This window comes from Imperialibacter roseus, from assembly GCF_032999765.1.
In the GTDB taxonomy this organism is placed as follows: domain Bacteria; phylum Bacteroidota; class Bacteroidia; order Cytophagales; family Cyclobacteriaceae; genus Imperialibacter; species Imperialibacter roseus.
Map to the genome: position 1 here is coordinate 6,721,163 of NZ_CP136051.1, position 26,501 is coordinate 6,747,663.

Sequence of the window (26,501 nt, forward strand, 5' to 3'; positions counted from 1 at the left end):
GAATAAAGAAAGCATTGGAAGCAAGATTTATGCTTCCACTTTGATGCTGTCGTTGCCAATCAATATAGGCTGGCCAAACCTGCCTTCTTCATCTCTGTTCTCAAGGTTGAGTACGCCACGTGGGCAAACTGAGGAGCAAACACCGCAGCCAACACACGAGGAGCGCACAATGTTCTGTCCCCGCTGAGCATACCAACGTACATCGATGCCCATTTCGCAATAGGTGGAACAGTTTCCACAGCTAATGCACTGACCACCGTTGGTAGTAATGCGGAAGCGGCTTTTGAAGCGCTGCACAATGCCCAGGTAAGCTGCCAACGGACAGCCGAACCGGCACCAGACCCTATTACCCATCAAAGGATAAAAGCCAGTGCCCACTACGCCAGCGAAGCCTGCGCCGATATAAACACCATACACTTCTCTGAGTGTATAGCTGTCGATCACACCCAGCCAGGAGTTGCCCGACCAATAGGTGTACAGCACGCCGCCTGTCATCACAACAGAAAAGGCCAGCACTGCATGGATCATCCACCGCTCAATTTTCCAGGCCTTCAGCGACTTATCGGAAAGCTGACGGAAGGGGTCGCCCAGCGTTTCTGCCAACCCTCCACAGCCACACACCCAGGAACAGTACCATCTTTTGCCAAAGAAGTAAACAAAAACTGGCACAGCAATGATGATCAATGCAATGCCCCAGCCCAGCATAAAGATGCCCAGACTGCCTGAAGAAATAAGCTGGTTGAGCTCATTGTCGAAGAAGAAGTCGTAGTCGAGCGGCCAGATATTTTTAAAGTCGAAATAGGGTTGGTTAAGCCTGAGGAGTATTTCTGGAATAAGGAAAGCGAAAGCCGTTTGAAAGAACATCACGGAAATCGTCCTCATGATCTGATATTTGCTATGGCGGTATTTAATGAACATTCGCACCCCCATTACAAGGATGCAAAGCGTGTAAATGAAGCCATAAAGGAAAAAACGGCTGGCATCACTGTTCTTCAGTAGCTGACTCACAGGATCAACCATGATGATCCATTCGGTCATGTACTCGGGGAAGAAATACAAAATGATATAGAAGACAATAAGAAAGCTGCCAAGCATGATGCCAAGCCAGCCTTTGTTTTTCAAAACGCTATGGAAAATGCCACTGTTCTTAATGCCAGCCGGGCCGTCAAGTTTGGCTTTGGGTAGCAAGTACATCATAGCTCCGATGATGGGAAGCAGGTAGCATAGAGCAAGAAAGAGGCCCGGACTTGACTTGATTGGCCCGTGGGAAGCCAGTTTGGTCGCTTCATATCGGATGTCTCTGGCTTTGTAACGGTCGATACCTACCTCGCTGATGATGCCATAATCGTTGATCGTGTTGGCCACTGACATCAGATCTTTCTTCAGCGCTTCTCTGGAGTCATATTTTCTCCCTGCCAGCCAGCTGCCGTACTCCTCCATTTTTCGTCTCTTGAATATAGTGCTGGTGTTGATCTTCGGGTAGATGTAGTTCAGCATTTCAAGGGAGAAAGTGTAGGGAGGAGGGCCCAGCTCACTAATTAATAGATTTATCTCCGATTCCTTGAGAGCAAACAGCATCATTTGCTGTCTGTTGAAGGTGTTGATGCCTTTTTGGATGGTGCCGACAAACCCAAAATTTGTGCTGTATTCTGTGTCGACTATCTCGGGCGTGAAAGTGAGGATACCTTCAACTTTCCCTTCGTGACCAACAATTTTGTCAAAGTCACTCCTTGCAATTTTGTAGTCGGCCATGAAGAAGCTGGCCAGAAAAAGGCCAAAGCCAAGTATAAAAAGTGCCAGCCCGGTTAGTTGTATTGCTCTCATCTCTTTCTTCCTCTTGCTTTAGAAAATACCAAACAGCTTTTTCTTTCTTTTCTTTTCGATTTCGAAATAAGGGAACTGCGTCGAAAATGCCGCTTTGATCTCCTGCTCGCAGGTATCAAAAAACTCCGGATCAAAATTGGCCTTCTCCAGTTCGTTTATCACCCTATCCACTTTTGTTTTCTGCCTGATCCAGCTGTCCCAAACTTGGTGTCGCTGCCGGATGCCCATGGCATTCATGCCGAGCACGGTGCCGGCAGCTTGATCAAAATTAATTCTGATGCCCTTTTTTCCGTCAGGATGCTCCCACCAGAACGAATCCACTCCTTCAGAAGCAATGGCGGGCACTGAACCATAGGTCTGATACTCGATGTCAAGGAACTTGGCAGAATTGAACCAAATCCCGGGCACATACCTGGTTGGCGTACCAGTTAGCGTCAAAGCCAGCGTTTCGCCCATCATGCGGCCGGTGTACCACACCTGCTCTATGGCTTTCCTGTGAGGTAGTGGGTTTCGCAGTTCGGCACAGTCGCCAATGGCATAAACATCGGGCAAATTGGTCTGCAAAAGGTCATCGACCAGAATGCCCCGGTTGGTTTCGACACCGAAAGACTTAGCCAAGCCAACATTGGCGTGCACTCCGGCAGTCAATCCTACTACCTGGCAAGGTATTTCCTCACCAGTACTGGTAACGACCGCAGAAGCCTTTCCATCAGGCCCGGCTTTTATTTCCCTCAACTCAGTGTTCAGCCGGAGGTCAATATGATGTTCAACAATGTGCCTGTTGATCATGGCAGACTCTTCCGCTGGCAAAACCAAATCCCAAAAGCTTTTTTCCCGTACCAGAAAGGTCACAGAAATCTTTCTCGACGCCAGCATTTCCGCCAGTTCAATACCAATTAAGCCACCTCCCACAATGACTGCTCTTTTGCAGTTCTTGCTGTTGCTCTCCAGTATCTCCAAATCCTGATAGGAGTAGAGCCCCTGCACCCCGGGGAGATCCTGGCCGGGCCAGCCAAACTTGTTGGGTTGTGAGCCGGTGGCGAGCACCAGCTTATCATAGTTAATGTTTTTGCCGGATTTAAGTCGTATCGATTTAGCCTTTGCCTCTATACCAGTAACAAAATCAAACACCAGGTCAATCTTGTTCTTTCCCCAAAACCAATCTTCATAGGGCTTGGTATGTTCATATTTCATATGCCCCATGTAGATATACATGAGGGCTGTTCTGCTGAAAAAATGCTCGGTTTCACCTGAGATGACAGTGATCTGAACATTCCCCTGCTTTCTTACATGCCTGGCGCAAGTGATGCCAGCTATGCCGTTTCCGATGATGACGATGTGTGCCATAAGTATGCTTCAAACTTACACCGGCGCAGAGTAACACATTGTCAGTCCTGCGACCGAATGGAGCGCTTAAGATACAAATGGATTTCAGAAAGCTTAAAGGTTCTTTGAAGTCTTATTTCTTGCCAGATACTGAAGGCTATGATGGTCGTTGGTTTGGCTTCAAATGAGTATCTTGACGTCCAATAAAATTCAGTACAGGATGAGGTGTCGTTACTATGGAATATGCTTATTGTTTTTAGTGCTTCAGCAATGCGGCTTACCTGAAAACCACGAGCAGGTTATTTATCATATTGAGCTTCCGGAAGGGGCCATTCAGCCGTTGTCGATGAGCGATACAGAGGGGTTTATCCACCTCATCTACTATCAGGGTGACCCAGCCTCTGGAAATCTTTTTTACTGTCGTTTTGACGAGTCGAGTCGCAAGTTGAGCGATCCGATCAGGGTAAACGGGAAGGATAGTAGTGCCATTGCGGTGGGCACAATACGTGGGGCGCAAATGGCTATTGGCAGAGGCGATTTGGTGCATGTGATATGGAATGCTTCTTCAGCGGCGACCCTTGCCGTGCACGACTCGGCTATGGTTACTCCCCTGCTCTATGCCAGAATGGCTGATGACAAAAAGCACTTTGAACCGGAAGCCAATCTCATACAGACTCACTGGGGGCTGGACGGAGGCAGTGCAATTGCTACGGACGAGAAAGGGAATATTTACGTTTCCTGGCATGCCACCGGAAACGAGCCAGGCGAAGAGAACAGGAGGGTTTATTTGCGAAAGTCGGAGGATGATGGACGGACATTTTCTGATGAGCTGGCCATCAACGATCCACTGGTTGGAGCATGCGGCTGCTGTGGTATGCATTTGACATCGGACAATAATGGACACGTCTTAGCCTTGTATAGGTCGGCTGGCGAGAGAAAACACCGCGATATTCATCTGATTGACTTTGATGACGACAATACACTTTCCGAAAGTGTGATTGACAAATGGGAACTTGAGGCCTGCCCCATGAGCAGCATTTCTTCGGGAAGGTCTGGTAATATGCTGGCCTTTACATGGCAAACAGCCGGGGAGGTGTTTTACCAATTCGCCAAAGCCCAATCGCCGGTACGATCTCCTGAAAAGCAAGCAAATGGTGCCAAGCATAGCAAAATCGCTATTTCTGACAACGACCACTACCTCATTGCATGGACGGAAGGAACCGGATGGAACAAAGGTGGTGACCTGGCATGGGAACTGAGAGATGAAGCCGGAAAGCTCCTGGAAAGTGGAAAGAAAGACAATGCGATTGCAGTGTGGAGTTTCCCCGCAGTAGTAGCTGGCAAAAATAATGCATTTTATATCTTCAACTAGAGGAGCGCCCAGTTTCAAAAATGCAACCCAAAGCTATAACCTGGCCAGTACTGTACGTTCAGGCTTTCTTCGCTTGTTTTGAACACCTCCTGGCCAATGTTCAGATCCTGCCCTTCGTGGAAATAGGCATTGAATGAAAGACCGACAAACAAATGCGGTCCTTTTTTCTTTCTGCGCAGGCCTATTTCTGCATGTATTTTGTGTAGCAGACTAAGCCTGGGATCAAAATTTTTGGTTCGGTTGAGGTACATTGTCCTGATACCCGCACTTAAAAACCAGCGGGCGTTCAATGTGTCGGCCCCTATCATCGAGTGTTTGTTGTAGAACACCTTCATGAAGCCATAGCCCAATCCCCACTTTACCTGGTTTCTATACCCCTCGAAAGGGTTGTAGGCGAAAATGAGCGCATTTTGATTGACGACTTTGAACCGTCCTGTAAAGGGCATCTGTGATGGTGTGTAGGTGCAGTTTTGACAGTTGCCCGTGGTTCGTTCCAGTACAGCGGTAAACAGCTCGTCGGTAAACAGCCGGGTGTGTACGCCGCTGGAACCAAAGTTAAGAGGGCCTACCTGCGTGCCGTAGGTGGGCACGGAAGAGCCCTGGTAAGGACCTGGTTTGAAGATGTTGATCAGACCTATTTGCGTGCCGTGCACTTTTCTGGCTATGTTGATGAGGCCAAACTGCGTTCCGTCCATTTCGCTTGAAACATTCACCAGGCCGAGTTGAAAGCCCCGGTCGGGGCCTGGTGGTGACGAGTTTTTGCCTTCCATTTGCACTGCCCGGTTGATGAGGCCTAGCTGCAAGCCGCTGAGTTCCCCGTAGGTGTAGTTGAACAAAAGCGAAGCCTGGCTGCCTGTCATGCCACGAATGGCGATGTTGTAGAGCCCGGCCATCTGCACACCAAAGACCTGCTTGCCACCCATATTGCCCAGGCCAGCCAGCTGAAAGCCGTGCACGTAGCCATTGTTGAAGTTGAACCCACCGGTTAGCTGGATGCCTTCGACGTTGTTTCTGACAAAATTCAAGAGCCCGGAAAGCTGAATGCCCTTTAAATTACAGGAAAAACCTTCGTTGACAATAGAGAGCTCTTCGCCATCGGTCAGGTTAAAGTAGGTCTGGCTTCCAATAACGTTGGCGAGCCCTGCTATCTGGATGCCAGTGCTTGAGTTGGTGTTGATGTTTGAAATGCCACCCAGCTCAAAGTGGTGGCTGCCGGCCGACATGCCTCCGAAAATATTAAGAGAGAACCTGTTGAAATAGAAGCCACTTTCCAGTCCGTTAGTGCCTATGCCTGGAAAAAAGGACAGCTGAAACGTTCTTTCCTTGTACCTGCTTTTGGCTGGTTGACTAAGCAGGTCACCGTTGACTGTACAAATAGCGAGCAGCAAAAAAATTACTCTGTTCAAAGCGTTATCCTTAACCTGTTTGACTTTCAGATAAAGGACGACCAGCGGCGGTGAGAATTACAGAAATAACGAAAAAGCAGCTTATTTGCTCTTGGGCCCGGCTAAATAGTTGAGGAGACTTTCCAGGGAATGGAATCTTTGGTTTGTCGCCACCCAACTGGTAGCATTTCCCTCCATTTCAATAGTAAGCTTAATTGCCGCATTCGTATCACCCGGCAAATAGCCGTGCCTTTCCAGTGCACGTTTTGTCCAGTTGTGGGCTGGTGAATCTCCTGCCAATGAAAATGTCGTGCCTTCTTTTGTTGGCAACAGCACTCTGCCGTTTAACAAGTCAAACCCAAAGCCTTCGTGGTAAAGGCTTTCTTCGAGCAGACCATTTAGCGCCAAATCCTCAGGCAGTCCCTGAACGAGGGGGCTGTTGAAATTGGTCAGCCAAAGTCTGTCGGCAAACTCCATGGCTAAATGGAAGTCATGCGTAGATACTACCACAGCCTTTTCTTTTTCAAGAGCGAGTTGTCTGAGCAGCATAAATATTTCGACGCTATTGTTCAGATCCAGAAACGCCGTGGGCTCATCCAGGATCATCAAGTCGCCGTCTTGCGCCACCGCTCTGGCTATCATAGCTTTCTGGTACTGTCCGTCGCTCAGCTCGCCTACTTTTTTATTCAACAGGTAGTTGATCTTTGTAAGTGCCACAGCTTCTTCTACGGCCGACTTGTCTTCTTTGGAAAGCAATCCAAGCCAGTTGGTGTAAGGATGGCGGCCAAGTGCTACCAGTTCTTCCACAGTGAGGTTGCCACCACCTACTTTTTCAGTGAGCACAAGGCTAATCTTTGTGGCTAGCTCCTGGATGCTGTATGCTTGAACTGGCCGATGGGCAAGAAGCACCTCGCCAGCAAGGGGAGGCTGCAGCCCGGCGATTGTTCGTAGTAGCGTTGATTTGCCCACGCCATTTTGTCCCAGCAGACAAACTACCTCCCCGGGATTGATATCCAGGTTGATGTCTTTCAAAAGCGGAGTAGGATGACTTTTTACGAGGTAGCCAACACTCAAATGCTGTAGTTTCATCACCGACCTGTTGTTAACGATCATAACGAGTACCTCAGGTTTCGTTTACTCACAATGATCCAAATAACGACGGGGCCGCCGATCAGAGAAGTCACGGCATTGATGGGTAGCAACTGCGATGTGCCTGGTAGCTGAGCAATCAGGTCGCAAAATAGCATGGTGCCGGCACCCATCAGGCAAACCAACGGAATAAGCAACAAATGATTTGAAGTAGGGAAAAGCATGCGAACCATGTGTGGCACGGCAATGCCAATGAAGGCGATAGGCCCGCAGAAAGCGGTGACACTGCCAGCCAGCAGGCAGGTGCTGATGATGATGGTAAGCCTGGCTCGCTTGATGTTGAGCCCCATGCTTCGGGCATACTGCTCACCAAGCAAGAGCATGTTTAGCTGTTTGGCCGAAGCAAAGGACAGCAGCAGACCAATTACTATTATAGGCGCAAAGATTTGCATTTCCTCCCAGCTAAGCCCGCCTAAACTTCCGAATGACCAAAGCATATAAGCCTGGATGTCTTCGGCCTGGCTGAAGTACTGCATAATGCTGACCAGGGCTCCTGTGGTGCTACTAAACATCAACCCTACGATGAGGAGGCTCATAGCGTCACGCAGTGAGCGGGCCACGGAGATAACGGCGATCATGACAAGAATGGCTCCGAGCGCTGCGGCAATTACCTGAGCACTGGCGAAAAGCTGCCCGCCCAGCTGATGAAGCCCCAACGAAGTTCCGCCAAGAATCAGCAAGGCGGCACCAAGGCTTGCGCCGGAGCTAATGCCCAACACAAATGGCCCGGCCAAAGGATTCCTGAAGAAAGTTTGCATTTGGAGCCCGCTGATGCCCAAAGCGGCGCCTACCAGTATGGCCGTTAATGCTTTTGGCAGCCGGAAGTTGAGAATGATTTCCTGCCAGGCTTCGTTTTGGCTGGTAAAGCCCGACACAATTTTCAGCGCTTCAAATGCCGGGATCACCACGGACCCCAGGGCCAGACTGAGAAGGAAAAGCACGAAAATCAGGAGCGTGAGAAGCACGAAGTACTTCCACCATTGCTTCCATGACTGTTGGATGAAATCCCTAAGCATGGCACAGATTAGGGTAATTTTCTGTAAAAATAAAGTTTGTGATCGGGGAGGAGGTCAGGATGCATAATATGGATCAGGTCTGCCAGAACAATATCGGGCCTGCTGTAGCCTTCTTCCAGATAGTTATTTCCACCCTTTTCGTTCAACTGATTGTCGTAGTTGTAAACGGCGTTATTTTTCCAGGCGCTAAACAAACCATACCTGCTTTCCTGCGCTTTCATTTCCTGCAGCGTGCCAAAAGACGCCACCCCAATCCAATAGTCGGCTTTCAACCCCTTTTCAAACACAGACTCAAAACTTAGTTCCAGCCATCCGTTCTCCTCGGTTTCTTTCCAGAGGTAGCTGCCGCCCGCATCTTCAAAGAAGGCAGCTCCGTAATTCTTGCCGCCAGGCAGAAACCAGGTGTCGCCATACACCACGCCGGTCAGCACGGTTGGTTTTGCTTCGGCCTTCAGGGCTTTGGCTCGTAGTTCCAGATAGTTTTGTTCTATCACGTTGAAAATAGAATCGGCCTCGTCAAGCTTATTGAAGAAAGCAGCCGTGAACTTGATCCATTCTGCCCGGCCAAGAGGCGTCGTTTCAAGGTAGTCGGCGTTGTAGAGCATGTCGATGCCAGCCAGCTCCAGCCTTTCGTCAGTAGATCGGTCGTTCCCCATGGAAAAGGTAAAAAGGGCTTCGGGCTTCAAGTTAAGGCACGATTCAAAGTTGACGCCGGCACCGTCCCCAATTTCGACCAGCTCGTCACTTGCGATCCTTTCCCTGAAGACCTGTGAGTACACATAGTCGGCATTGGCGAAGCCCTTCAGGCTTGATGTTTCACCGAGGGCTGAAAAATGAGGAAGATGGGTGGTGCTGGTAGCAGCCACCTTGCTAAGCGGCACTTTCACAACTTTATAACCATCAAAGGCGGCGTCTGTGTCCTTTTTCTTGTCAACCAATGCATACTTTATAGCCTTTCCGGCACCCTTCCATGGTTGTTCCACCACAACCTCTGTCCAATCTGCGTGCTGGGTAATGGCTAGCCCACTTGCATACTTTATGTAAGAGGGTTGGGTTGGGTTATCGGCTACCGTTTCTGCCTTCTTTTGCTGGCATGAGAAAGTGAGCACGGCAAAAAAGGAGATGAAAAGAAGTATTTTGTTGAACATAGTGCGGCAAAAATAAAACAATCCGCCCCTTTTGGGAACGGATTGCATTTTCATTTCGAATATTTGCTTTGCCCGTCGGGCATCTGAGCTTTTATCTGATCTTATTGGCTCCGGCGAGCATGGTGGCGTATTCTTTTATTTCTTCGTAAGTATCCTTTTCAAGTACCGCCTTTGCGTCACCTGATTTTGGGGGGTTATAATTGCCCTTGGATTCCCACCACTGTAGCGCATGTTTCTTGGCTTCGTTGGTATCCACCTCGAACTGTTTTATGCAAGTGTCGCATACGAGCCAGGTCTGGTCTTTTTCAGCCGTTTTTTCAAAAATGATCCCCCTCATTTTTGTGGCATTAGCATCTTTCTGCTTAAAGTGAGCAGTGGTGTACCCAAGCGTTTCGGGCTCGACCATCTTGTGATCCCAATATTCCTTTGAGCTAACTACCTCAGAGGTAGTAAGTGCATATCCTTCGTTGTACTCCAAAAGGGTTTTGCAAATTTTGCACTGTGAAACAGGAGTTTTTTCCTTTTTACCAAATAGCTTTCCAATAAACGACATCGTAGTATTTTATAATTCTAGTTTTCGACCTAAACCAATGTAATGACGCTTTAACAGGGGTTGAGGTTGCGTGCACCACTCAAATTTCTTCCAAATATACCCTCAACTGGCCTAAAGGTTACTTGAGACGGTATTAAAAAGTGTTAAATCGGAGAATTTTTACAGAATCGTTTTAACATCATTGCAATTATTGCGTATTTCGCACCGACCGTTGGTTTCTGCCTCAACTCATCAGCAGTTGTAGCAGAATTAAAAGGGAACCCCGTTAAAATCGGGGGCTGTCCCCGCAACTGTAAGCCTACAAAGGCCTCTATCAAAAAGTCACTGTTCCGATACATCGGGGTGGGAAGACGATAGAAAAGCCGGGCGAGCCAGGAGACCTGCCACAGTCAAGCAATTCAAAGCTTTCGGGTGAAAAGCGGCGGATGATCTGAAAAGGCCGTGTTCCGGCTTCACATTTCATTCCACCTTATTCCCTCTACAGCTTTGAGTTAAGTTAACAAACTGGGCTTGCCTGTTAATTTAATTCAAAGAGATGTATGCAGTTGGTATAAGGGTGGTCGGGCTGGTAGCCTGTGTCATCCTTTTTTTGTTTGGTGCAAAGGGTCAGGAGGTTGCTGCTGATTCTGTCCGTATGGGTAAAGTCCTGGCCCCAGTGGAGGTCAGCGACACATGGCTTCACAGCTATGCAGTGGGAGGCCATTCGGAGCCACTCGACCCGATGGCTATTCAAAGGCAAGCAGCTACATCGTTAGGCAAGTTACTTCAGGCGCAGCAAGGCATTTACCTGAAGGAGTACGGCCCCGGCATGCTCAGCTCTATTAGCCTCAGGGGCACATCGGCCAGCCAAACCTCCCTGCTTTGGAATGGCCTTCTCATCAATTTTCCATCACTAGGCCAGGCCGATTTCTCGCTAATCCCTAATTTCTTTATCGACCAGGCAGAGGTTTTTTATGGAGGAGTAAGTTCTCTGGCCGGGTCTGGCGCTATTGGTGGCGCTGTGGCTGTCAGTGATAGGGTCGATAAAGACCTCCGAAGCATAGGGTTAACCCAGGAAGTTGGGAGCTTTGGCACTAGCTTTTCAGGGCTTAAGGTCAAGGCTTCGGGTGAGAGAGCTGGCATTTCGCTCGCTGGCTTTTATAAGAAATCCGACAATGACTACACCTACCGGAACCTGGCAAAAGTCGGGCAGCCAATTGAAAGACAATCTCATGGCGCTTACATGGGCAAAGGCCTGAAGGCGGCTGCATTCTGGAATCCATGGTCAAAGGGTGTTTTTGACCTCGAAGGTTGGTTGGCTCAGTATGACAGAGAAATTATCCCGCCCTACACTGTCGCTTCGGTCGGCGACACTCAGGTTGATCAGTCGCTGCGGCTTTCGCTGGGTTATGTGCATAGCATTAGCCCGCTATTGAAATGGGAATCGAGGGCTGGTAGAATCTATGACTTCATCAGATTCAACGGACTGGCTTCAGCTACTACCCAGTATATGTGGAATAATAGCATTGAATGGATGCCAATCTCCAAAGTTCAACTCCGGGCCGGAGGATTGATCAACCACATAGCTGCCGATGTGCCAGAGTACGGTGGCGACTTGACCGAAAACCGATCCAATGCCTTTTTAATGGTCAACTGGTTTCCTTCAGCCCGATGGACACTGAATGCGAAAGTTCGTCAGGAAATTGTTGCTGGTAAATGGAACCCCGTTTCACCTTCGCTGGGAGCTGACGTTTTGATTTTAAAATCAGACGAAGTTTCCCTCAATTGGCGCTCGCAGATTTCCAGAAGCTATCGGGTGCCCACGCTTAACGACCGCTACTGGAGCCCTGGTGGCAACTTAAACCTGAAGCCAGAGCAAGGTTGGAATGCAGAGTCTGGATTCGATTATTCCATCAAACAGGGAAAACATGTACTGAAAGCATCTGCCACTGGCTTCGCTCACTGGATTCAAGACTGGATTCTTTGGCTACCGCAGGCGGCGGGTTATTGGTCGCCAGTGAATGTGAGGAATGTGTTTTCCCGTGGCGGTGAGCTATCGGCTGGTCATGAGTGGAGCGCTGGCGAATGGGTGTTAACCAACGATGTGAACTACAAGCTGACCGTATCGCAGATCCGGGCAGGTTACTCTGGCGACGACAGCAACATCGGTAATCAGCTGCCTTATGTGCCGCTGCATCAGGGGAGCTGGAGCGTGGGTGCACAAACATGGCCATGGCATTTTGATTCCCAGGTTTCATTCTATGGCAGCAGGTATACGCTCGTTGATAACGATATCAATCTCGATGCCTATACCCTGTGGAACCTGGAGGCTGGCAGGCAAATTCGAGCTGGAAAGTCGCTTTTTTCGCTTTCAGTCAAAGTCGACAACGTGCTGGGCAAAAGGTATGAGAACCTGCAATACAGACCCATGCCGGGTCGCTCTTTCTCTTTTCAATTGAATTACACTTTAAACCAAGATAAAAAATGAAAAAGCTAGCATTATGGAGTTTAGTAGCCGCAGTTTTCCTAACCAGCTGTGGAGGTGACGACGAAGGTGAACCCAATAACGGTGTGGGATCCGTCTATGTAGTCAATGAAGGGAATTTTAACCAAACGAATGGAAGTATCACCTCCTATGACCCGGAAAGCGGGGAGGTTTCTGCCTTCGTTTTCCAAACGGCCAACAGTCGGCCGCTGGGCGACGTAGTACAATCCTTGTTTATCGATGCCGACGAGGTAGGCTACGTGGTAGTGAACAACAGCAAAAAGATTGAAGTGGTGAATGCTGACTTTGTTTCAACAGCCACTATTGAGGACAACCTGGCCAATCCAAGGTATTTGTTGCGGGCCAACGATCAGCTCTTTGTCAGCAACTGGGGCACTTTCGATGAGAACTACGCCCTTGATCAGTCGTACGTACTAATTCTTGACGCTACCACTTTTGAAAAGGAGGGGGTAATTAATACAGAGGACGGCACTGAAAATCTGGCCTATGCTGATGGCTTCGTCTATGCTTCCAATAGTTTTGGGAATACAGTATCTGTAATTAAGACCAGTACCGGAGAACTGGAGACAACCCTCGAAGTCGGTTATTCGCCGGGAGAAATGGAGGTGGATGAGGCCGGCACCATTTGGCTGATCTGCGGTGGAAGCTATCAGGGCAACGACGGGGCCATCTATAAGCTTGGCACATCCGCAGCTACCAAAGAGGTCGACCTTGAGTTTAATCCTTCGGCACGACTATCCATCGATAAAGAGCAGGGCGTATTGTATTACATAGCAGGCACCTCAGTTGGAAGCTATGAAACTACACAAAAGGTGCTTGAAAAGGCGTTTATTACAATTGATGAGGCAGTTGGCTTTTATGGACTAGGTTATAATGAAGCCGAGGATGTCATCTACATAGCAGACGCCAAAGGCTTTCAGGGCAAAGGCACCGTGTACAGATATTCTGCCGATGGAGAAAAACTATCGACATTTGAAGCAGGGGTAGCTCCAAATGGCTTTGTTTTCAAATAAAGAGTCGTGTTGCAACCCTTGAATCTGGCTACCGTCTTTTACTCAAAATGAACTAACCATTATGAGAAAGATAGGAGTACTTATACTTGGATTACTAATCGCCGGTCAGGTTTGGGCAGGAGAAGAAACAAGAGAGTTGTCTTCGTTCAGCAGCCTCGATATCGGTGGCGCTTTTAAAGTGACATTGAAGAAAACCGGCAGGCACAGGGTATTCATTGATGCAGATGACAATGTGATAGACAGAATTCGAACCGAGGTTGTTGGCAGCACTTTGAAAGTCTATATCAAAGACAATAATTTCAGGTCGAGCGGGCCCATGAATCTGACTATTGAGTTTTCTAACATCAACGGCATGGATTTAAGCGGGGCTTCCACAGTTGTATGCGACGATGTCATCACAGCTTCGACGTTCGATCTGGATGTAAGTGGAGCCGGTTCTACAAAGCTGATCATTGAGACAGACAGGCTAAGGGCTGACATGACAGGTGCAGGCACACTTACGCTGAGAGGAAAGGCCAGGGAACAAGTCATTGATATAACCGGTGCGGGAAGCTACAATGCCGAGGAGTTTGAATGTGACTACACCGAGGTCGAGTCTTCAGGGGCTGGGACGGCCAGGGTAGTGGCCAACAAAGAGCTTAGGGCAGAATGTAGCGGCGCAGGTTCAGTTCGTTACAAAGGCAATCCGCAGAAGGTTTATGCTGACTCAAACGGCGCAGGCTCAGTCAAAAGAATGAATTAATAGGGGAGGGGTGTTTTCACCCCTTCTTTTTTTTGTAGAGGTCAAACAGCTGGTGGGCTGCAGTTACGGGGTTTAGCTCTCTATTTTCCACTTTTGCAGCGAGGTCTTTGACTTCCTCTTTTACCAGACGATTGAATTCCTGTTTCAAAAGCCCATCAAGCTTCTGATGCATCCATTGCAGGTTTTGCTGGGATCGCTGATGTGCTAAATAGCCATTGGCAGTCATCTTTTCGTTGAACGACTCAATCAAAATCCATAACTCACCTATTCCCTCGCCGAGAAGAGCGGAGCATGTTGTCACCTGAGTAACCCAGCCGGAAGGAGGCAGCGAGAAGTAGTGAACCACTTGTTTAAGCTCCTGGAGGGTCTTCTTAACTACCGGAATATTGTCACCGTCTGCCTTGTTGATCACAATGGCGTCGGCCATCTCCATAATGCCCTTTTTTATACCCTGCAGGTCATCGCCTGCTCCTGCTATGGTCAGCAGCAGAAAGAAGTCACACATGTCTCTTACCAGGGTCTCCGATTGACCTACTCCCACAGTCTCTATCAAAATGACGTCGAACCCGACCGCTTCGCACAGTAACATGGCCTCACGTGACTGATCTGCCACGCCCCCGAGGGTAGAACCCGTAGGAGTGGGTCTTATGTAGGCATTTGGGTTGACGGCGAGCTTATTCATCCTGGTTTTGTCGCCCAAAATACTGCCCTTGGTTTGCTTGCTCGACGGGTCAACCGCCAATACTGCCACCTTTTTACCTAGTCTGGTAAGGTGTACGCCAAAGGCTTCTATGAAGGTGCTCTTCCCAACGCCTGGTATGCCCGACACACCAATTCTCGTCGCCTTGCCTGTTTTGCTTAACAATCTGTCAATCAGTTGCTCAGCAAGCGCTCTGTCAGACGGTAGTTTGCTTTCCACCAAGGTAATACCCCTGGCCAGCGCCACCCTGTCGCCCCTGATTATTCCGCTAATCAACTCCTCTAATGTTGGTCTTTTTGGTATATTCGTTGACATCCAAGAAAAAGTCATACTGGCTTAAACCGACTACAATATACATTCGTCCCTCAAATAATAAGCTTCGTCGAAAGAACCGAAAAAAAAATTGTTCTATTTTAAGTTTAATTTGTCTTTTACTTATGTTTGTATCGTCGGTTCGTGAATATTTAGTTACTTACCAGTTGGCAAAGCAACTAATCTACTATGAAAGCAAACAGAAGAGAATTTTGGCTGGACTCGATTTTTGGAACAGCCTTCATATTCTTACTGATGTGGACGTTTTATTCCGTTACCGCATTTAAGGTCTTTGACTTATTTGATCCGATTGGAGACGCTCTTGGAGATGTAGAGCTCACTGATGTGGTATTCTCCCAGCTAAGGGAGCCGGCAGTTCCTGACGACAGGATTGTGCTGGTGAACCTGGGCAGGGTAAACAGGGCAGATATTGGGTATATGATTGATATTGTCAATCAATATGAACCAAAGGTAATTGGCCTCGATACCTATTTCAGAACGCCCAAAGATTCTGCTGTCGATGCCATTATGGAGGATGCTTTTTCGAGGGTTGATAACCTGGTAATTGGTAGCATTCTTCAGAACTTTAATGAAGAGAAGCTGGAATTTGATTCTCTGGGGAAATCTCTTCCAAGATTCACTCAGCATGCTGAGACGGGTTTTGTTAATTTTATAACAGATGCCCAAACTCAGGAAGAGTTGAAAATGACCCGGGAGTTCACTCCCAAGGAGATGGTGGCAGGGCAACAAGAACTGGCATTTGCTGTAAAGCTGGCTCAGTATTTGGAACCTGAAAAGGTAGACAGGTTGTTGAAAAGAGGCAACGAGCGGGAAACGATTAATTACCGAGGCAATGTGATGGACTTCGGTGCGTCGGTGTATGGTACGATGTTTTTCGCACTGGACGTTAATCAAGTTTTTGATCAGAACTTCGATCCATCTCTGATCAAGGATAAAATTGTGATCTTCTGCTTTTTAGGTGAGTATCTTGGTGATAGACTGACAATAGAAGACAAGTACTATTCGCCGATTAACTCGCAGTTTGCAGGAAGATCCTATCCGGATATGTTTGGGGGAGTTGTGCATGCCAACATTGTGGCCATGATTCTCAATGAGGATTACATTGATGCCATGGATGATGCAACCGGCGCTATAATTGGTGTGCTGTTGTGTTTGATCAATGTAGCGGCTTTTTCTTACATATACAGAGTGTATTCCAAGTGGTACGATGGTGCCACTAAATTGATACAGCTGGTGGAAGTTTTGGGCATCAGCTTTATGAATGTTTATGTATTGGACAAGTTCAATTATAAACCGGAGTTAACCATAGGCATGGTAGCAATAGCACTTGCCGGCGATTCTCTGGAGGTATATTACAGCGTGGTGAAGAATTCAGTCACCGGGCTTTTTAAAAGTAGAAAAAGAAAAATTAAATTGTAAAACATTAAAAATTAGACCTATGAAAATGAGAACAATTCTTTTGACGTTCTTGGTGTTGCTGACTTTTTTGAGCAGCAATGTATTGGCTCAGGGTTATGAGTTTCGTGTATTGGCTAATAAAGGTGAAAACCAAGTAAAAAAGGCTGGTGCAAGTCAGGCAGAGACCTTGAAAACTGGCGCAACGCTTGCGAAAGGTGATCAAATCATCGCTGCAAATGGCGCTTATATCGGACTGGTGCACAGCAGCGGTAAAACGACTGAGATAAGAACTCCAGGCACGGTAAAGATTGACGATTTGTCTGCAAAAATTGCAGCAACGACCTCTACTACTGCCAGCCGTTATACTAGCTACATCGCTGCTAAAATGAATGAAAGCGATGGTGGTGGAAATTACCGGTCAAACATGAAGGCAACTGGTGCTGTTGAAAGAGCTACTAATACGTCTGCTATCAATGTGATGCTTCCAAACTCTGTTGACTTTTATGGTGACAATGCTATTGTTCGTTGGAAGGCAATCGGTGAGGGCGACGCAACTTACATAGTAACTGTAAAGAACATTTTTGATGAGGAGGTGGCTAAAATCGAAACTGATCAGACAGCTTATGAGCTTGACTTCACTAACCCGAAGCTGGCTCAGGAGAGACTAGTGATTCTTAATGTTAAAGTTAAAGGTGACGAGGATTTGAAGTCATCTGACTATGGCATCAAGCGTCTTTCAAACACTGAGTCTGCTAAGGTGAATGAAAACATCAAAGGACTTAAGAGTGAAGTAAACGAAGAAACACCGCTGAATAAGATCATTTATGCCTCTTTCTTCGAAGAAAACAATCTTGTGCTTGATGCACTGACCAAGTACGAAGAGGCTATCGAAATGTCTCCTGAAGTACAGGACTTCCAGGACATGTACCAGAGCTTCCTTGTAAAGAACGGTCTTGCTGCTGCGACAGCTAACTAAGACAAGGCAAAAAATAAATAAAAAAAGGGGCGGAAGCCCCTTTTTTTATGGCCATATATGCTGACAAAAGAAAAGCGGTTGGGTTCAGGTGAGAGAGGTGAAGGCTAGAACGGAGATTCTTAGGGCAGCGGTTACGGGATCAAGCGGAAAACCTGGGGTATAAAACTCGAAAGGAACGTTATTCGATTCAGCAAATAGGCGGCAATAAAAAAGCAAAACTGGTTCAATGCGTCTCGCCCGGCCGGGCGTCTCCAGTCGGACAGGCTTGAATCTTTTGCATTTTTATGCAAGCAAAAAATACCCATGCCAAAAGTAAATCCCCCAGAAATACAGATTGATCCCGGTTACGTCATGAAATCAGGCCTTGAAATTCTGAACTGATTCCAACTGATTGACCCAATAGCAAAGCAGCGCCATCTTTGCGACGGCTGCTTCCGGCTAGCAGAACGCCTTCAAGAAATCTCCCGGCATCCGTTCATCTGACCGCTGCTGGCTTCACTCTAATGCTATAGCTTTGCTAAGCTCCTGCCAGACAACAGGTTAACAATAAAAAAGAGACTGCCTTTCGACAGTCTCCTTCAAGTCAGGTGCGTGTACTAGAATTAATCTAACCCTATCATTACAAAAGGTCCCCAGTAAATCGGGTCACGGTACTCATTCCTTATCTCTTTTTTAGCATCAATGAAAGCCCTGCGTTTATCTCCGGTGGTGATCCACTTCTGGTAAAACTTCACCATCAGCTGCTGTGTGGCCTCATCAGATACTTTGAACAAACTCATGATGATTGTTTTGGCTCCGGCAACCAGGAAGGCTCTCTGCAGTCCATACACCCCTTCTCCAGCTTCCATTTCACCAAGCCCTGTTTCGCAGGCACTCAGTACTACCAAATCCGTTTGATCCAGATTGAGGTTCATGGCCTCATAGGCAGTTAGGATGCCGCTTTGGCTGTTGTAGTTGTAGGCGCTTTCGTTCAATATGTCGCCAGCTCCGGCCATCAGCAGCCCAGATCGAAGCAACGGGTTGTCGTAAGCTTTCGACTCGTTGAGTCCTGCAAATATATTGTTTTCTTCAATCGCCGGCTGGAAGAACCCGTGTGTGGCAATGTGGAATACTTTTGGGCTTTTCATTGATTTCACCTGGTCTTCACCCGCCTTGAGTTCGAGGTAGTCCTGCGTTTTCCAGCCATTATCGTTAAGCAGTTTTTTGAGTTCAACCACTTCTTCATGGGTGCCGGGAAGTCGCTGTACTTCACTCATGCCAATGCTTTTTGCTAAGTTCTCGTTTCCGGCAGTTGCGCCCTCTGACTTTACATAATAAATCGGGTCTCCAAACATCAATGCCAGGTTTTCAGCGGGTGCTTGTGCTTTCTTTTTCTTGCTCCTGTTTACAAGATCTCTCGTATTACTTACAAGGATAATGTTGGAATTGTCGAGGACGTATTTACCATCACCAGTCGGTATCGCCTCCAAATTGATTTGGTTATAAACACCGTCGGCGGAGAGGTAGATTGTAGATGTTTGCCCTACAGCTTCAACGATAGGTTTCCAGAACTGATCATACGAATACTCATCTTCGATTTTAAACTTAATACTGTTTCGATACAGTTTCATGTACCTGCCTTCGAGGGCAGCGCCATTCCTTAGTAGCACCAGTTTCGGCTTGCTGCGCTTTTCATTGTCGACATAGATGACAGCGTACATGACTGAGTCAGTAAAATCATGGTCGAAATAACGGAATCTCACAATTTCGACCCCCTTTTCATTCTCGCCTAAGACAGCTTTTACATCTTGCCAGGTAATAACCTTGTTGTCAACGCCTTCATCGAATACTTCTGACTTTAAGCTGAGCTGTTTCTCCAATGCTTCCATCTCTTGTACCAGTTGAGCCGGGTTCACATTGTTTTCCAGTAGCTGATCGTTTGACATAGACAGGGCATTGGTCAGCTGGGCTTTTTTGGCTATCCAGCTGCTGTACATATTTATCAACGTGCTGTCGCCGCTGGAAAGGATACGGGTTCTGATTTTTATTGATGTATTCAGCAGGAGTGCTTTTGTAAGCAGGGCGTTGTTATAAATATCGCCGATCAGGTCTTCTTTCTTGTCTATCCTGGTCAGTGCCAGTGTGTTGTAGAACTCATAGTCGGACTTAATGGTGTTCCAAAACTTGGCCTTTTCTCTTTCGCTCAATGCAGGGAAGTAGGTCTTTATGAACTCCTGATAGTTGCCCAGTGTCTCCTCAATCGTGTTCTGAGCCTTTCTGATATCTCCATTCATGTAGTAAGTTTTTGCCAGCTTCGACAAAACTTTCACATATTCGGGGTGAGAGGTGGAGAAAAATTTGGCGTACGTCTTTAGGGCATCCTGGTAAAAATTGTCTGCCCTGTCGTATTGCCTTTTCTGGTACTGGATGTCACCTTTCAGCGTGTTGACCACAGCAGCATTAACGTTATTCCGCTTTCCTATTCGGTCTTTCCAGATTGTCCATGCCTCCTCAAGATACTGCAGGGAAATGTCATATTCGCCAGCGTAAATACTCACAGTGGCCAAATCTTTCAATACTTCAGCATAGAGCGGGTTTTTACTTCCCAGCTTGGTTCCAACGATTTTTTCTGCCTCAACTAGCAAGTCTTGTTGCTGCTTGAAACTGGCGCCGTCGTAAAATTTAATCATTCCCAACTGTGCCAGCGACCGGCCAACATCTACATGTCCCCTTCCGAACTGCTTTTCCTGGTTAGCGATGGCTTGGGAGATAAATTGCTCCGCTTTTTCGTAGTCTCCAATTGTTGTGTAGAGCCGGGATAAGGTTATCAGGCTGCTGGCCAGCTTGGAGGAAGAGGCCGGAAACACAGCCGTTGCTATATTAAGAGATCTTCTTGCGAACGACTCCGCATCGGTATACTCACCGGCAGCCAACTTCAATTGTGCCTTCAAAACCAATGGGCGCAAAAGGTGCCTGCTTGTGGCGCCAAACTGTTTTTCTGTATTCTTCAGGTATTTATCTACCAAATCGGTTGCGTCACTATATCTACCCAAATGATAGTACAGTTCAGCAAGGTCTTCCGTGTTTTGCCCGGCAGAGCCCAATCGGTTCAATCCACTCTTAATTTTGATTCGTTCTGACTCGAAAAGGAGGCCTTCTGCCTCGTCGTAGAGGCCTTGAATAACCATTAATCTCGCTTTGGTAGTCAATAGGTTGGTATAGTGAAGTGTTTCCTCAAGGGAGGAAGGTTTGGCGAGGATATTGGTTGCTTCCTGAATGTTTTTTTCTGCTTTCTCATATTCTCCAATGTTCATTTGGAGGGAGGCAATCTTGTCTAACTCGACACCATAATTCACATCCTTGTTATCGTATTTCACACGAGACACATTCAGTGCTTTGTCAAGTGTTTTTGATGCGTTGCTGAAATCGTCATTTTCCTCGTAAAACTGCGCCAGGTGGTTGAGGATATTCACGTACTCAACATGGCCTTGAGAGAATTCCTTTTCGATCACTCCATGGAAGCTCTCATCATATATTTTCTTTGCTTCGGCAAACTTGTCGGAGTATTCAACGAGGTAGTTGGCTTGCATTACCCTGGAAAGGTGGTACTCAGGTGCATCGGCACCGAGCATGTCTTTTTCGATTTTTAGGATATCGAGAAGGTACTTTTCCGCATTTTCCGCATTATTATTCAGTTGGGCAGCACGGTAGGCAAATTCAAGTATCCTTCGTCTCTCAGGGTGAATTTCCGGGTAAAGGTTACCGTACGCCTTAGAGGCAGCATCTTTTTCCTGGCCGAATACCTTCGTGCTTGGTGCGTTAATGTCCATCGGTAGGGTTTCAAGCCGAGCTCTGTTCAAGCTCTCTTTGTCAAAGCTTTTGTTAAGGATAGCCCTGAACTGGTTGGTGTTATTGCTGGTTTTTGAATAGTTGTCTATTCTCCAATAAGAGCGAATAAGGCTTTCCATCATGTCCAGCCTGGCAATGTGCGATGCTGAATGAATCCGCATTGTATTTTTAAGGGCGTCCTCATACAGGGCGGGCAGGGCAGAGGGATCGATTCCATTTTCCTCCAGCAGCTTTGCATTGAGGTAAAGCGTTTGACTGTAAATAAGCGGGTTTTTGCCAAGCTCTTTTCCAATCCATTGCTGGGTGAAAATAAAGGCAGAGTCTGATCTGATATAGTCTCCCATGAGTCGGAATGCATCAGCCTTGTGCATTAACAATTCACCATAGGCACCTTTTAGGCTGGCAATAAGCTCTTTGCCAGCAGCTGACTGGTAAGCAGTTTGCGTACTTGCAAGGTTGCCGTTGATATATTTGACTACATCGGCATAAAACCCCTTTCCCTTCAGTATTCTAGTTTGGAGCAAGGCCAGCTTTATTTTCATTTCGTCATTGGAAGCACCACTTGCCTCCAATACAGCCCTCGCTTTAGTAAGAAGATCCTGGGCGTTGACGAAGTGCCCATAGTCTGCCCAAACATGGGCAGCTTCATAGAGAAGAAGACCATGATCCACCGACGTTTCACCATTTACCTTGGCGCTCATGGCCACACCCCGGCTTATTTTATCCGCCATGTCTTTGTGCAGCCCGGCAGCCCAGTCTATTTGAGCCTCAAGCACCAGGGCACTTGCCAGGTACTTGTTCTCTGCTCCCAATTTTTTGGTAGTTTTCTTGACAATTTTACCGGCCGACTTTTTGGCCTTGGGGTAGTCGCCAACGGCGTAAGAGTCATTGGCTTTCTTAAATAGTTTGGGCCAGTTCTGGGCAAAAACGTCACCATTTGGCCCGGCCAAAATCAAAAAGACAATAAGGGAAAGTAAATGCTTGAATGAATTTTTCATGCTTCAAAAAGTTGATGATGTGTAAAGTCAAATGCTCATTAATTTCCTGAGAATTGAGATGGCCGCTTTGGGGATCACTGTCCCGGGGCCAAATATGTCGATAACGCCTTCACGATATAAAAAATCAAAATCTTTCTCCGGGATTACACCCCCGGCTACTACTTTGATATCGCTCCTTCCGATTGCCTTTAGTTGGTTAATCAACTTCGGAACGAGCGTTTTGTGTCCACCTGCCAAGGTCGAAACGCCAATGACATGGACGTCGTTTTCTGCCGCCTGCATGGCTACTTCCTCGGGTGTTTGGAACAGAGGGCCAATATCTACATCGAACCCTAGATCAGCAAAGCTTGTGGCAATCACCTTGGCACCCCGGTCATGGCCATCTTGTCCCATTTTTGCCACCAAAATCCGAGGTCTTCTGCCATCCAGTTCTTCAAACTGATCAGTTAGCTTCCTTGCCGTGATTATATCATCGCTGGAACCCGATTCGCTGGCATAAACGCCAGCTATCGATTTGATGACCGCCTTATGTCTGCCAAAAGCTTCTTCCATAGCAAAGGAGATTTCACCGAGGGTAGCTCTCAACCGGGCAGCGTTTACTGCTTTTTCCAAAAGATTGCCTTTGCCAGTCTGAGCACATTTGGTCAAATCTTCTAAACCTGCAACAACCCCGGACTCATTTCTGCTCGATTTGAGCCTGGCAAGTCTTTGGATTTGCTTCGCTCTTACCGCCGCATTGTCAACCTCAAGTAGCTCTATATCAGTTTTTTCTTTCGTAATATACCTATTAATTCCTACAATTATATCTTGCTGCGAGTCAATCCTTGCTTGTTTTTTTGCAGCAGCTTCTTCTATTCTCATTTTAGGCAGACCACTTTCGATAGCTTTGGTCATGCCGCCAAGTGCCTCCACCTCTTCTATCAGCGCCCAGCTTTTTTCTATTAACTCGTTGGTTAAGTATTCTACATAGTGAGAGCCTCCCCACGGATCAACTACTTTGGTGACGTTGGTTTCTTCCTGCAAATACAGCTGGGTGTTTCTCGCTATTCGGGCTGAGAAGTCTGTCGGCAGAGCAATAGCTTCGTCGAGGGCGTTGGTATGCAGCGACTGTGTGCCACCAAACACCGCTGCCATGGCCTCAATGGTTGTCCGGGCGACGTTATTGAACGGATCTTGTTCGGTAAGGCTCCACCCGGACGTTTGGCAGTGCGTTCGCAGCGAGAGCGATTTGCTGTTCTCAGGACTGAATTGACTTACAAGCTGTGCCCACAGCACCCTGGCTGCTCTTAGTTTGGCGATTTCCATGAAGTGGTTCATGCCTATGCCCCAAAAAAAAGAGAGCCGTGGGGCGAACTCATCAATTTTGAGACCGGCGGCCAGCCCCGTTCTTATGTATTCCAGCCCATCGGCCAGGGTGTATGCCAGCTCCAGATCAGCAGGAGCGCCCGCCTCGTGCATATGGTAGCCACTGATCGAAATGCTGTTGAAACGAGGCATGCGTCTGGCAGTGTATTCAAAAATGTCTCCGACAATTCGCATGGACGGCACAGGAGGATAGATGTAGGTATTTCTCACCATAAACTCCTTGAGGATGTCATTCTGAATGGTGCCACTTAGTAGGTTGGGGCTCACTCCCTGTTCTTCTGCCGCTACTATATAAAAAGCCATAATTGGGAGGACAGCTCCGTTCATCGTCATCGACACTGAAATCTTATCCAGGGGAATTTGGTCGAAGAGGATCTTCATGTCTTCTACAGAGTCAATGGCTACGCCAGCTTTACCCACATCGCCCTCTACCCGGGGGTGATCGGAGTCGTAGCCTCGGTGGGTGGCCAGGTCAAAAGCTACTGAAAGCCCTTTTTGTCCCATGGCAAGGTTCTTCCTGTAAAAGGCATTGGAGTCTTCCGCCGTTGAGAAACCGGCATATTGCCTGATCGTCCAGGGTCTGCTGGTGTACATCGTGCTGTACGGGCCTCTCAGGAAAGGAGGGAGCCCGGCCGCAAAAGCACCCTGGGTGATTTTTTCCTGATGCTCTTTATTAAACATGGAAGGCACATCAATACCTTCTGCACTTTTCCATGTGGCTACCCCTGCAGAGGGCTGTTTCTCTGGGCCTGCCTTCGGGCTAAATGGAATTTTTGTGAAATCAGGTGTAGTCATATGCCAAATAGCTTTTGGTAAGAGGAGAGCGTTTTAACAAAATCAGATTTAAGATGGATGAAGCTGTCTATGCCTGCTTTGGTCAGTTGCTCTTCATCACTGCCAGGGTTCCCCGCCAGCACCAGGTGTGCCTTTGGGCACTGTACTTTCAAGGCTTGAAACACGGCCGGGCCTGATTCAATATAATCTTGATCGGAGCTGCACACGATGATGAGTTGGGTGTCGGCAGAAAAAGGCGCCGCATGCTGTGGTGACCATGGTGCCCATTCGGCCACGTTGATGCCGGCGGCGGGCAATACTCCTTTTACAAAATTATACCTCGCCAGTGACGCCTGCTTGTCACCGAAGAAGATGGCCATAGCAGCAGGTCTGGACTGCCCGGACTGCTTTGCCAGGTAGTCCTCCATTTTAATCCGGAGGTGTTCAAATGAGGAGAGCAACGAGCCCTCGTTGTTGTAGCTTTTGAGGGTGGGAAACGACTCAAAAAGGCTGAGGTCGCAGAAGTTATTTACGCCTACAACGTTCAGCTTTCGACTGGAAATAAGAGCTCTCTCTTTCTCTTCAAAGTTATTTGCTTCGTCCTGCCAGTAGCTGCCAGAAAGTGAGCTCGAAAACCCACCTGAAGACTCCACTTTTTGCATCTTTCTCCAGCCTTCACTGGCCAAGTCGGCGCTAAGTTTTTCCAGGAAGTAAGACCCGGCCATGGGGTCGCAGTTTTTGTCAAAATAGCTTTCGTCCCGGAGAAGGTTCGAGATGTTCCTTGCAATTCTCTGAGAAAACTGACCCGGCGAGAAGGGGTTTCTGCTATCGAAGCCCGGCATTGAAAGGTAACTGGCTCCTCCATTTACGCCAGCCATTGCAGCAGATGTCATACGAATAAGGTTGACATAGGGATCAACAACTGAGTGTGTATTGACATTGGCCTGGCTATATATTTTGATATCGGCGGGAGACACTTTGCCTCCCTCGAAATGATTGGCAGCCTGAGAGAGAACAACTTTGATGGCTTTGATTTTGGCCATCTCATGAAAGAAGTCTCTGCCGATGCTTACACAAACGATCATTCTGTCTACAATGGTGTTAATAGAGACACCTGCGTCGGTCAGCTTTTTGCACCTTTCAACGAATGCCGACAGCATGTAAGCGATTTGACCAGTCGGTGAAAGTGAGCTGGCTAGTTTCGATGTGGCGTCAAAACAATGGGGACGAAACATTGTCCCTTGAGGAAAAAGAGCCTCAATTCGCAGCGCTTTGTCTGAATCAGACGTGGGGTCATAAAACAAAAAGCCAGGAAGGATGTCTTTTTTCAGGAAGTAACCCGAAAAAAGACGCTGGAAAAATGCCTCCTCAGCCACACCCCACTGAGTCACCTGAAAGGCGTTCTGACAATACTCGAAGCCTATATCTTTAAATAAAGTAACATGGGCCTGCTGATCAACTTCTTTTAGTTTCCACAAAATGCCATCAGCTCCCTGACCCAAAGATTCCAGAGCTATTTCGTTAGCATCCTTATTATCAGTAATTTGAGTGTCTACAGTTACGGAATCGAGGTAGTACCAAAGCCTTCCTATCTGTTGGTGAGGCAGTAACTCGGCATTGGCGTCTGCGGCAAAGGAGAAGGGAGCGTCAGCTTCTTCATAATAAGGCTGAATAATAACATCGGGATCGTAGTGCCATTGCAAAGAATCTAGTTGCTTTGTCTTCAATTCTTTCAACGCATTTTCTCTCCAAAGAGAATGATTGGATGGAGGGAAATTGGACATGTCCCATTTACTCATAAGCTATTCTTATTTTTGAGTCAAGTGTTAACAAAGATAAAGTATTTTGGGTGGGACGAACATTAAATTTATATAGACAGACGGGCCCTTTGAATTACCAAAAAAGAGATTTAAGTTTGTTTCATAACATTTAGGTAATAATTGTATTTTTTAAAGAATTTTCAGCTATAAACGCTGTTTTTATTTGACAATTCGACAAACCAAAAAGTCAAGCGTCGCAGTGTTTTTTTATTACTTTTTTTTTTGACACCTTTGATGTTACCTCCTGTTCAGAAAGGAGAATCACTGCAACAATAACAACATTTTTTTAATCCACC

17 protein-coding genes and 1 riboswitch are annotated in these 26,501 nt (G+C 47.3%); of the genes, 6 read left to right on the top strand and 11 right to left on the bottom strand.

Annotated elements, in window-relative coordinates; translation table 11 throughout:
- Positions 1-27: 27 nt before the first annotated feature.
- Both RT717_RS28380 and RT717_RS28385 read right to left on the bottom strand, forming a co-directional pair.
- Complete coding sequence (locus RT717_RS28380) at positions 28-1,824, bottom strand: 4Fe-4S binding protein (protein WP_317489676.1); 1,797 nt, start codon at positions 1,822-1,824, stop codon at positions 28-30.
- 18 nt (positions 1,825-1,842) lie between these two features.
- Complete coding sequence (locus RT717_RS28385; RefSeq protein WP_317489677.1) at positions 1,843-3,171, bottom strand: NAD(P)/FAD-dependent oxidoreductase; 1,329 nt, start codon at positions 3,169-3,171, stop codon at positions 1,843-1,845.
- 199 nt (positions 3,172-3,370) lie between these two features.
- Here RT717_RS28385 and RT717_RS28390 point away from each other — a divergent pair, with 199 nt between their 5' ends.
- Positions 3,371-4,522: a hypothetical protein gene (locus tag RT717_RS28390; RefSeq protein WP_317489678.1), complete on the top strand. Its 1,152-nt coding sequence runs from the start codon at positions 3,371-3,373 to the stop codon at positions 4,520-4,522.
- A 14-nt stretch (positions 4,523-4,536) separates the two neighbouring features.
- On the opposite strand, the gene RT717_RS28395 is transcribed toward RT717_RS28390, so the two are convergent.
- The 5 genes from RT717_RS28395 to RT717_RS28415 all read right to left on the bottom strand — a co-directional run bounded on the left by RT717_RS28395 (position 4,537) and on the right by RT717_RS28415 (position 9,773).
- Complete coding sequence (locus tag RT717_RS28395) at positions 4,537-5,928, bottom strand: LA_2272 family surface repeat-containing protein (RefSeq protein WP_317489679.1); 1,392 nt, start codon at positions 5,926-5,928, stop codon at positions 4,537-4,539.
- A gap of 81 nt (positions 5,929-6,009) precedes the next feature.
- Entirely contained in the window at positions 6,010-7,020 is a 1,011-nt protein-coding gene (locus RT717_RS28400) for an ABC transporter ATP-binding protein (RefSeq protein WP_317489680.1), read from the bottom strand.
- Positions 7,017-8,072: a FecCD family ABC transporter permease gene (locus tag RT717_RS28405; protein ID WP_317489681.1), complete on the bottom strand. Its 1,056-nt coding sequence runs from the start codon at positions 8,070-8,072 to the stop codon at positions 7,017-7,019. Before RT717_RS28405 ends, RT717_RS28400 begins: the two co-directional genes overlap by 4 nt.
- Positions 8,073-8,080: 8 nt before the next feature.
- Entirely contained in the window at positions 8,081-9,220 is a 1,140-nt protein-coding gene (locus tag RT717_RS28410; RefSeq protein ID WP_317489682.1) for an ABC transporter substrate-binding protein, read from the bottom strand.
- Between the two features lie 91 nt (positions 9,221-9,311).
- On the bottom strand, positions 9,312-9,773 hold the full coding sequence (locus tag RT717_RS28415; protein WP_317489683.1) for a hypothetical protein: 462 nt from the start codon (positions 9,771-9,773) through the stop codon (positions 9,312-9,314).
- 195 nt (positions 9,774-9,968) lie between these two features.
- Positions 9,969-10,175, top strand: a riboswitch (cobalamin riboswitch).
- Positions 10,176-10,308: 133 nt separating this feature from the next.
- Here RT717_RS28415 and RT717_RS28420 point away from each other — a divergent pair.
- From RT717_RS28420 to RT717_RS28430, 3 genes are all read left to right on the top strand, one after another.
- Positions 10,309-12,240 (top strand): TonB-dependent receptor plug domain-containing protein, encoded by a 1,932-nt coding sequence (locus tag RT717_RS28420; protein ID WP_317489684.1) that lies wholly within the window; start codon positions 10,309-10,311, stop codon positions 12,238-12,240.
- Complete coding sequence (locus RT717_RS28425) at positions 12,237-13,271, top strand: DUF5074 domain-containing protein (RefSeq protein ID WP_317489685.1); 1,035 nt, start codon at positions 12,237-12,239, stop codon at positions 13,269-13,271. The genes RT717_RS28420 and RT717_RS28425 overlap by 4 nt, the downstream gene beginning before the upstream one ends.
- A gap of 61 nt (positions 13,272-13,332) precedes the next feature.
- Positions 13,333-14,013: a head GIN domain-containing protein gene (locus RT717_RS28430; protein ID WP_317489686.1), complete on the top strand. Its 681-nt coding sequence runs from the start codon at positions 13,333-13,335 to the stop codon at positions 14,011-14,013.
- 16 nt (positions 14,014-14,029) lie between these two features.
- Here the strand turns inward: RT717_RS28430 and meaB are convergent, their stop codons facing one another.
- Positions 14,030-15,028 carry a methylmalonyl Co-A mutase-associated GTPase MeaB gene (gene meaB / locus RT717_RS28435; RefSeq protein WP_317489687.1) on the bottom strand — a complete coding sequence of 333 codons (999 nt, stop codon included), beginning with the start codon at positions 15,026-15,028 and terminating at the stop codon, positions 14,030-14,032.
- Between the two features lie 186 nt (positions 15,029-15,214).
- Here meaB and RT717_RS28440 point away from each other — a divergent pair, with 186 nt between their 5' ends.
- The gene (locus RT717_RS28440) at positions 15,215-16,465 is read left to right on the top strand and encodes a CHASE2 domain-containing protein (RefSeq protein WP_151999676.1); all 1,251 of its coding nucleotides are present in this window, start codon (positions 15,215-15,217) and stop codon (positions 16,463-16,465) included.
- Positions 16,466-16,484: 19 nt separating this feature from the next.
- Positions 16,485-17,420, top strand: a complete 936-nt coding sequence (locus RT717_RS28445) for a hypothetical protein (RefSeq protein ID WP_317489688.1) — start codon at positions 16,485-16,487, stop codon at positions 17,418-17,420.
- 602 nt (positions 17,421-18,022) lie between these two features.
- Here the strand turns inward: RT717_RS28445 and RT717_RS28450 are convergent.
- From RT717_RS28450 to RT717_RS28460, 3 genes are read right to left on the bottom strand one after another with little or no spacing between them, the layout of a single operon-like run.
- On the bottom strand, positions 18,023-22,246 hold the full coding sequence (locus tag RT717_RS28450) for a CHAT domain-containing protein (RefSeq protein ID WP_317489689.1): 4,224 nt from the start codon (positions 22,244-22,246) through the stop codon (positions 18,023-18,025).
- A gap of 27 nt (positions 22,247-22,273) precedes the next feature.
- Positions 22,274-24,406, bottom strand: coding sequence for a methylmalonyl-CoA mutase (gene scpA, locus RT717_RS28455; protein WP_317489690.1), 2,133 nt, complete (start codon positions 24,404-24,406; stop codon positions 22,274-22,276).
- The gene (locus RT717_RS28460) at positions 24,403-26,184 is read right to left on the bottom strand and encodes a methylmalonyl-CoA mutase family protein (protein ID WP_317489691.1); all 1,782 of its coding nucleotides are present in this window, start codon (positions 26,182-26,184) and stop codon (positions 24,403-24,405) included. The genes scpA and RT717_RS28460 overlap by 4 nt, the downstream gene beginning before the upstream one ends.
- Between the last annotated feature and the right edge of the window lie 317 nt (positions 26,185-26,501).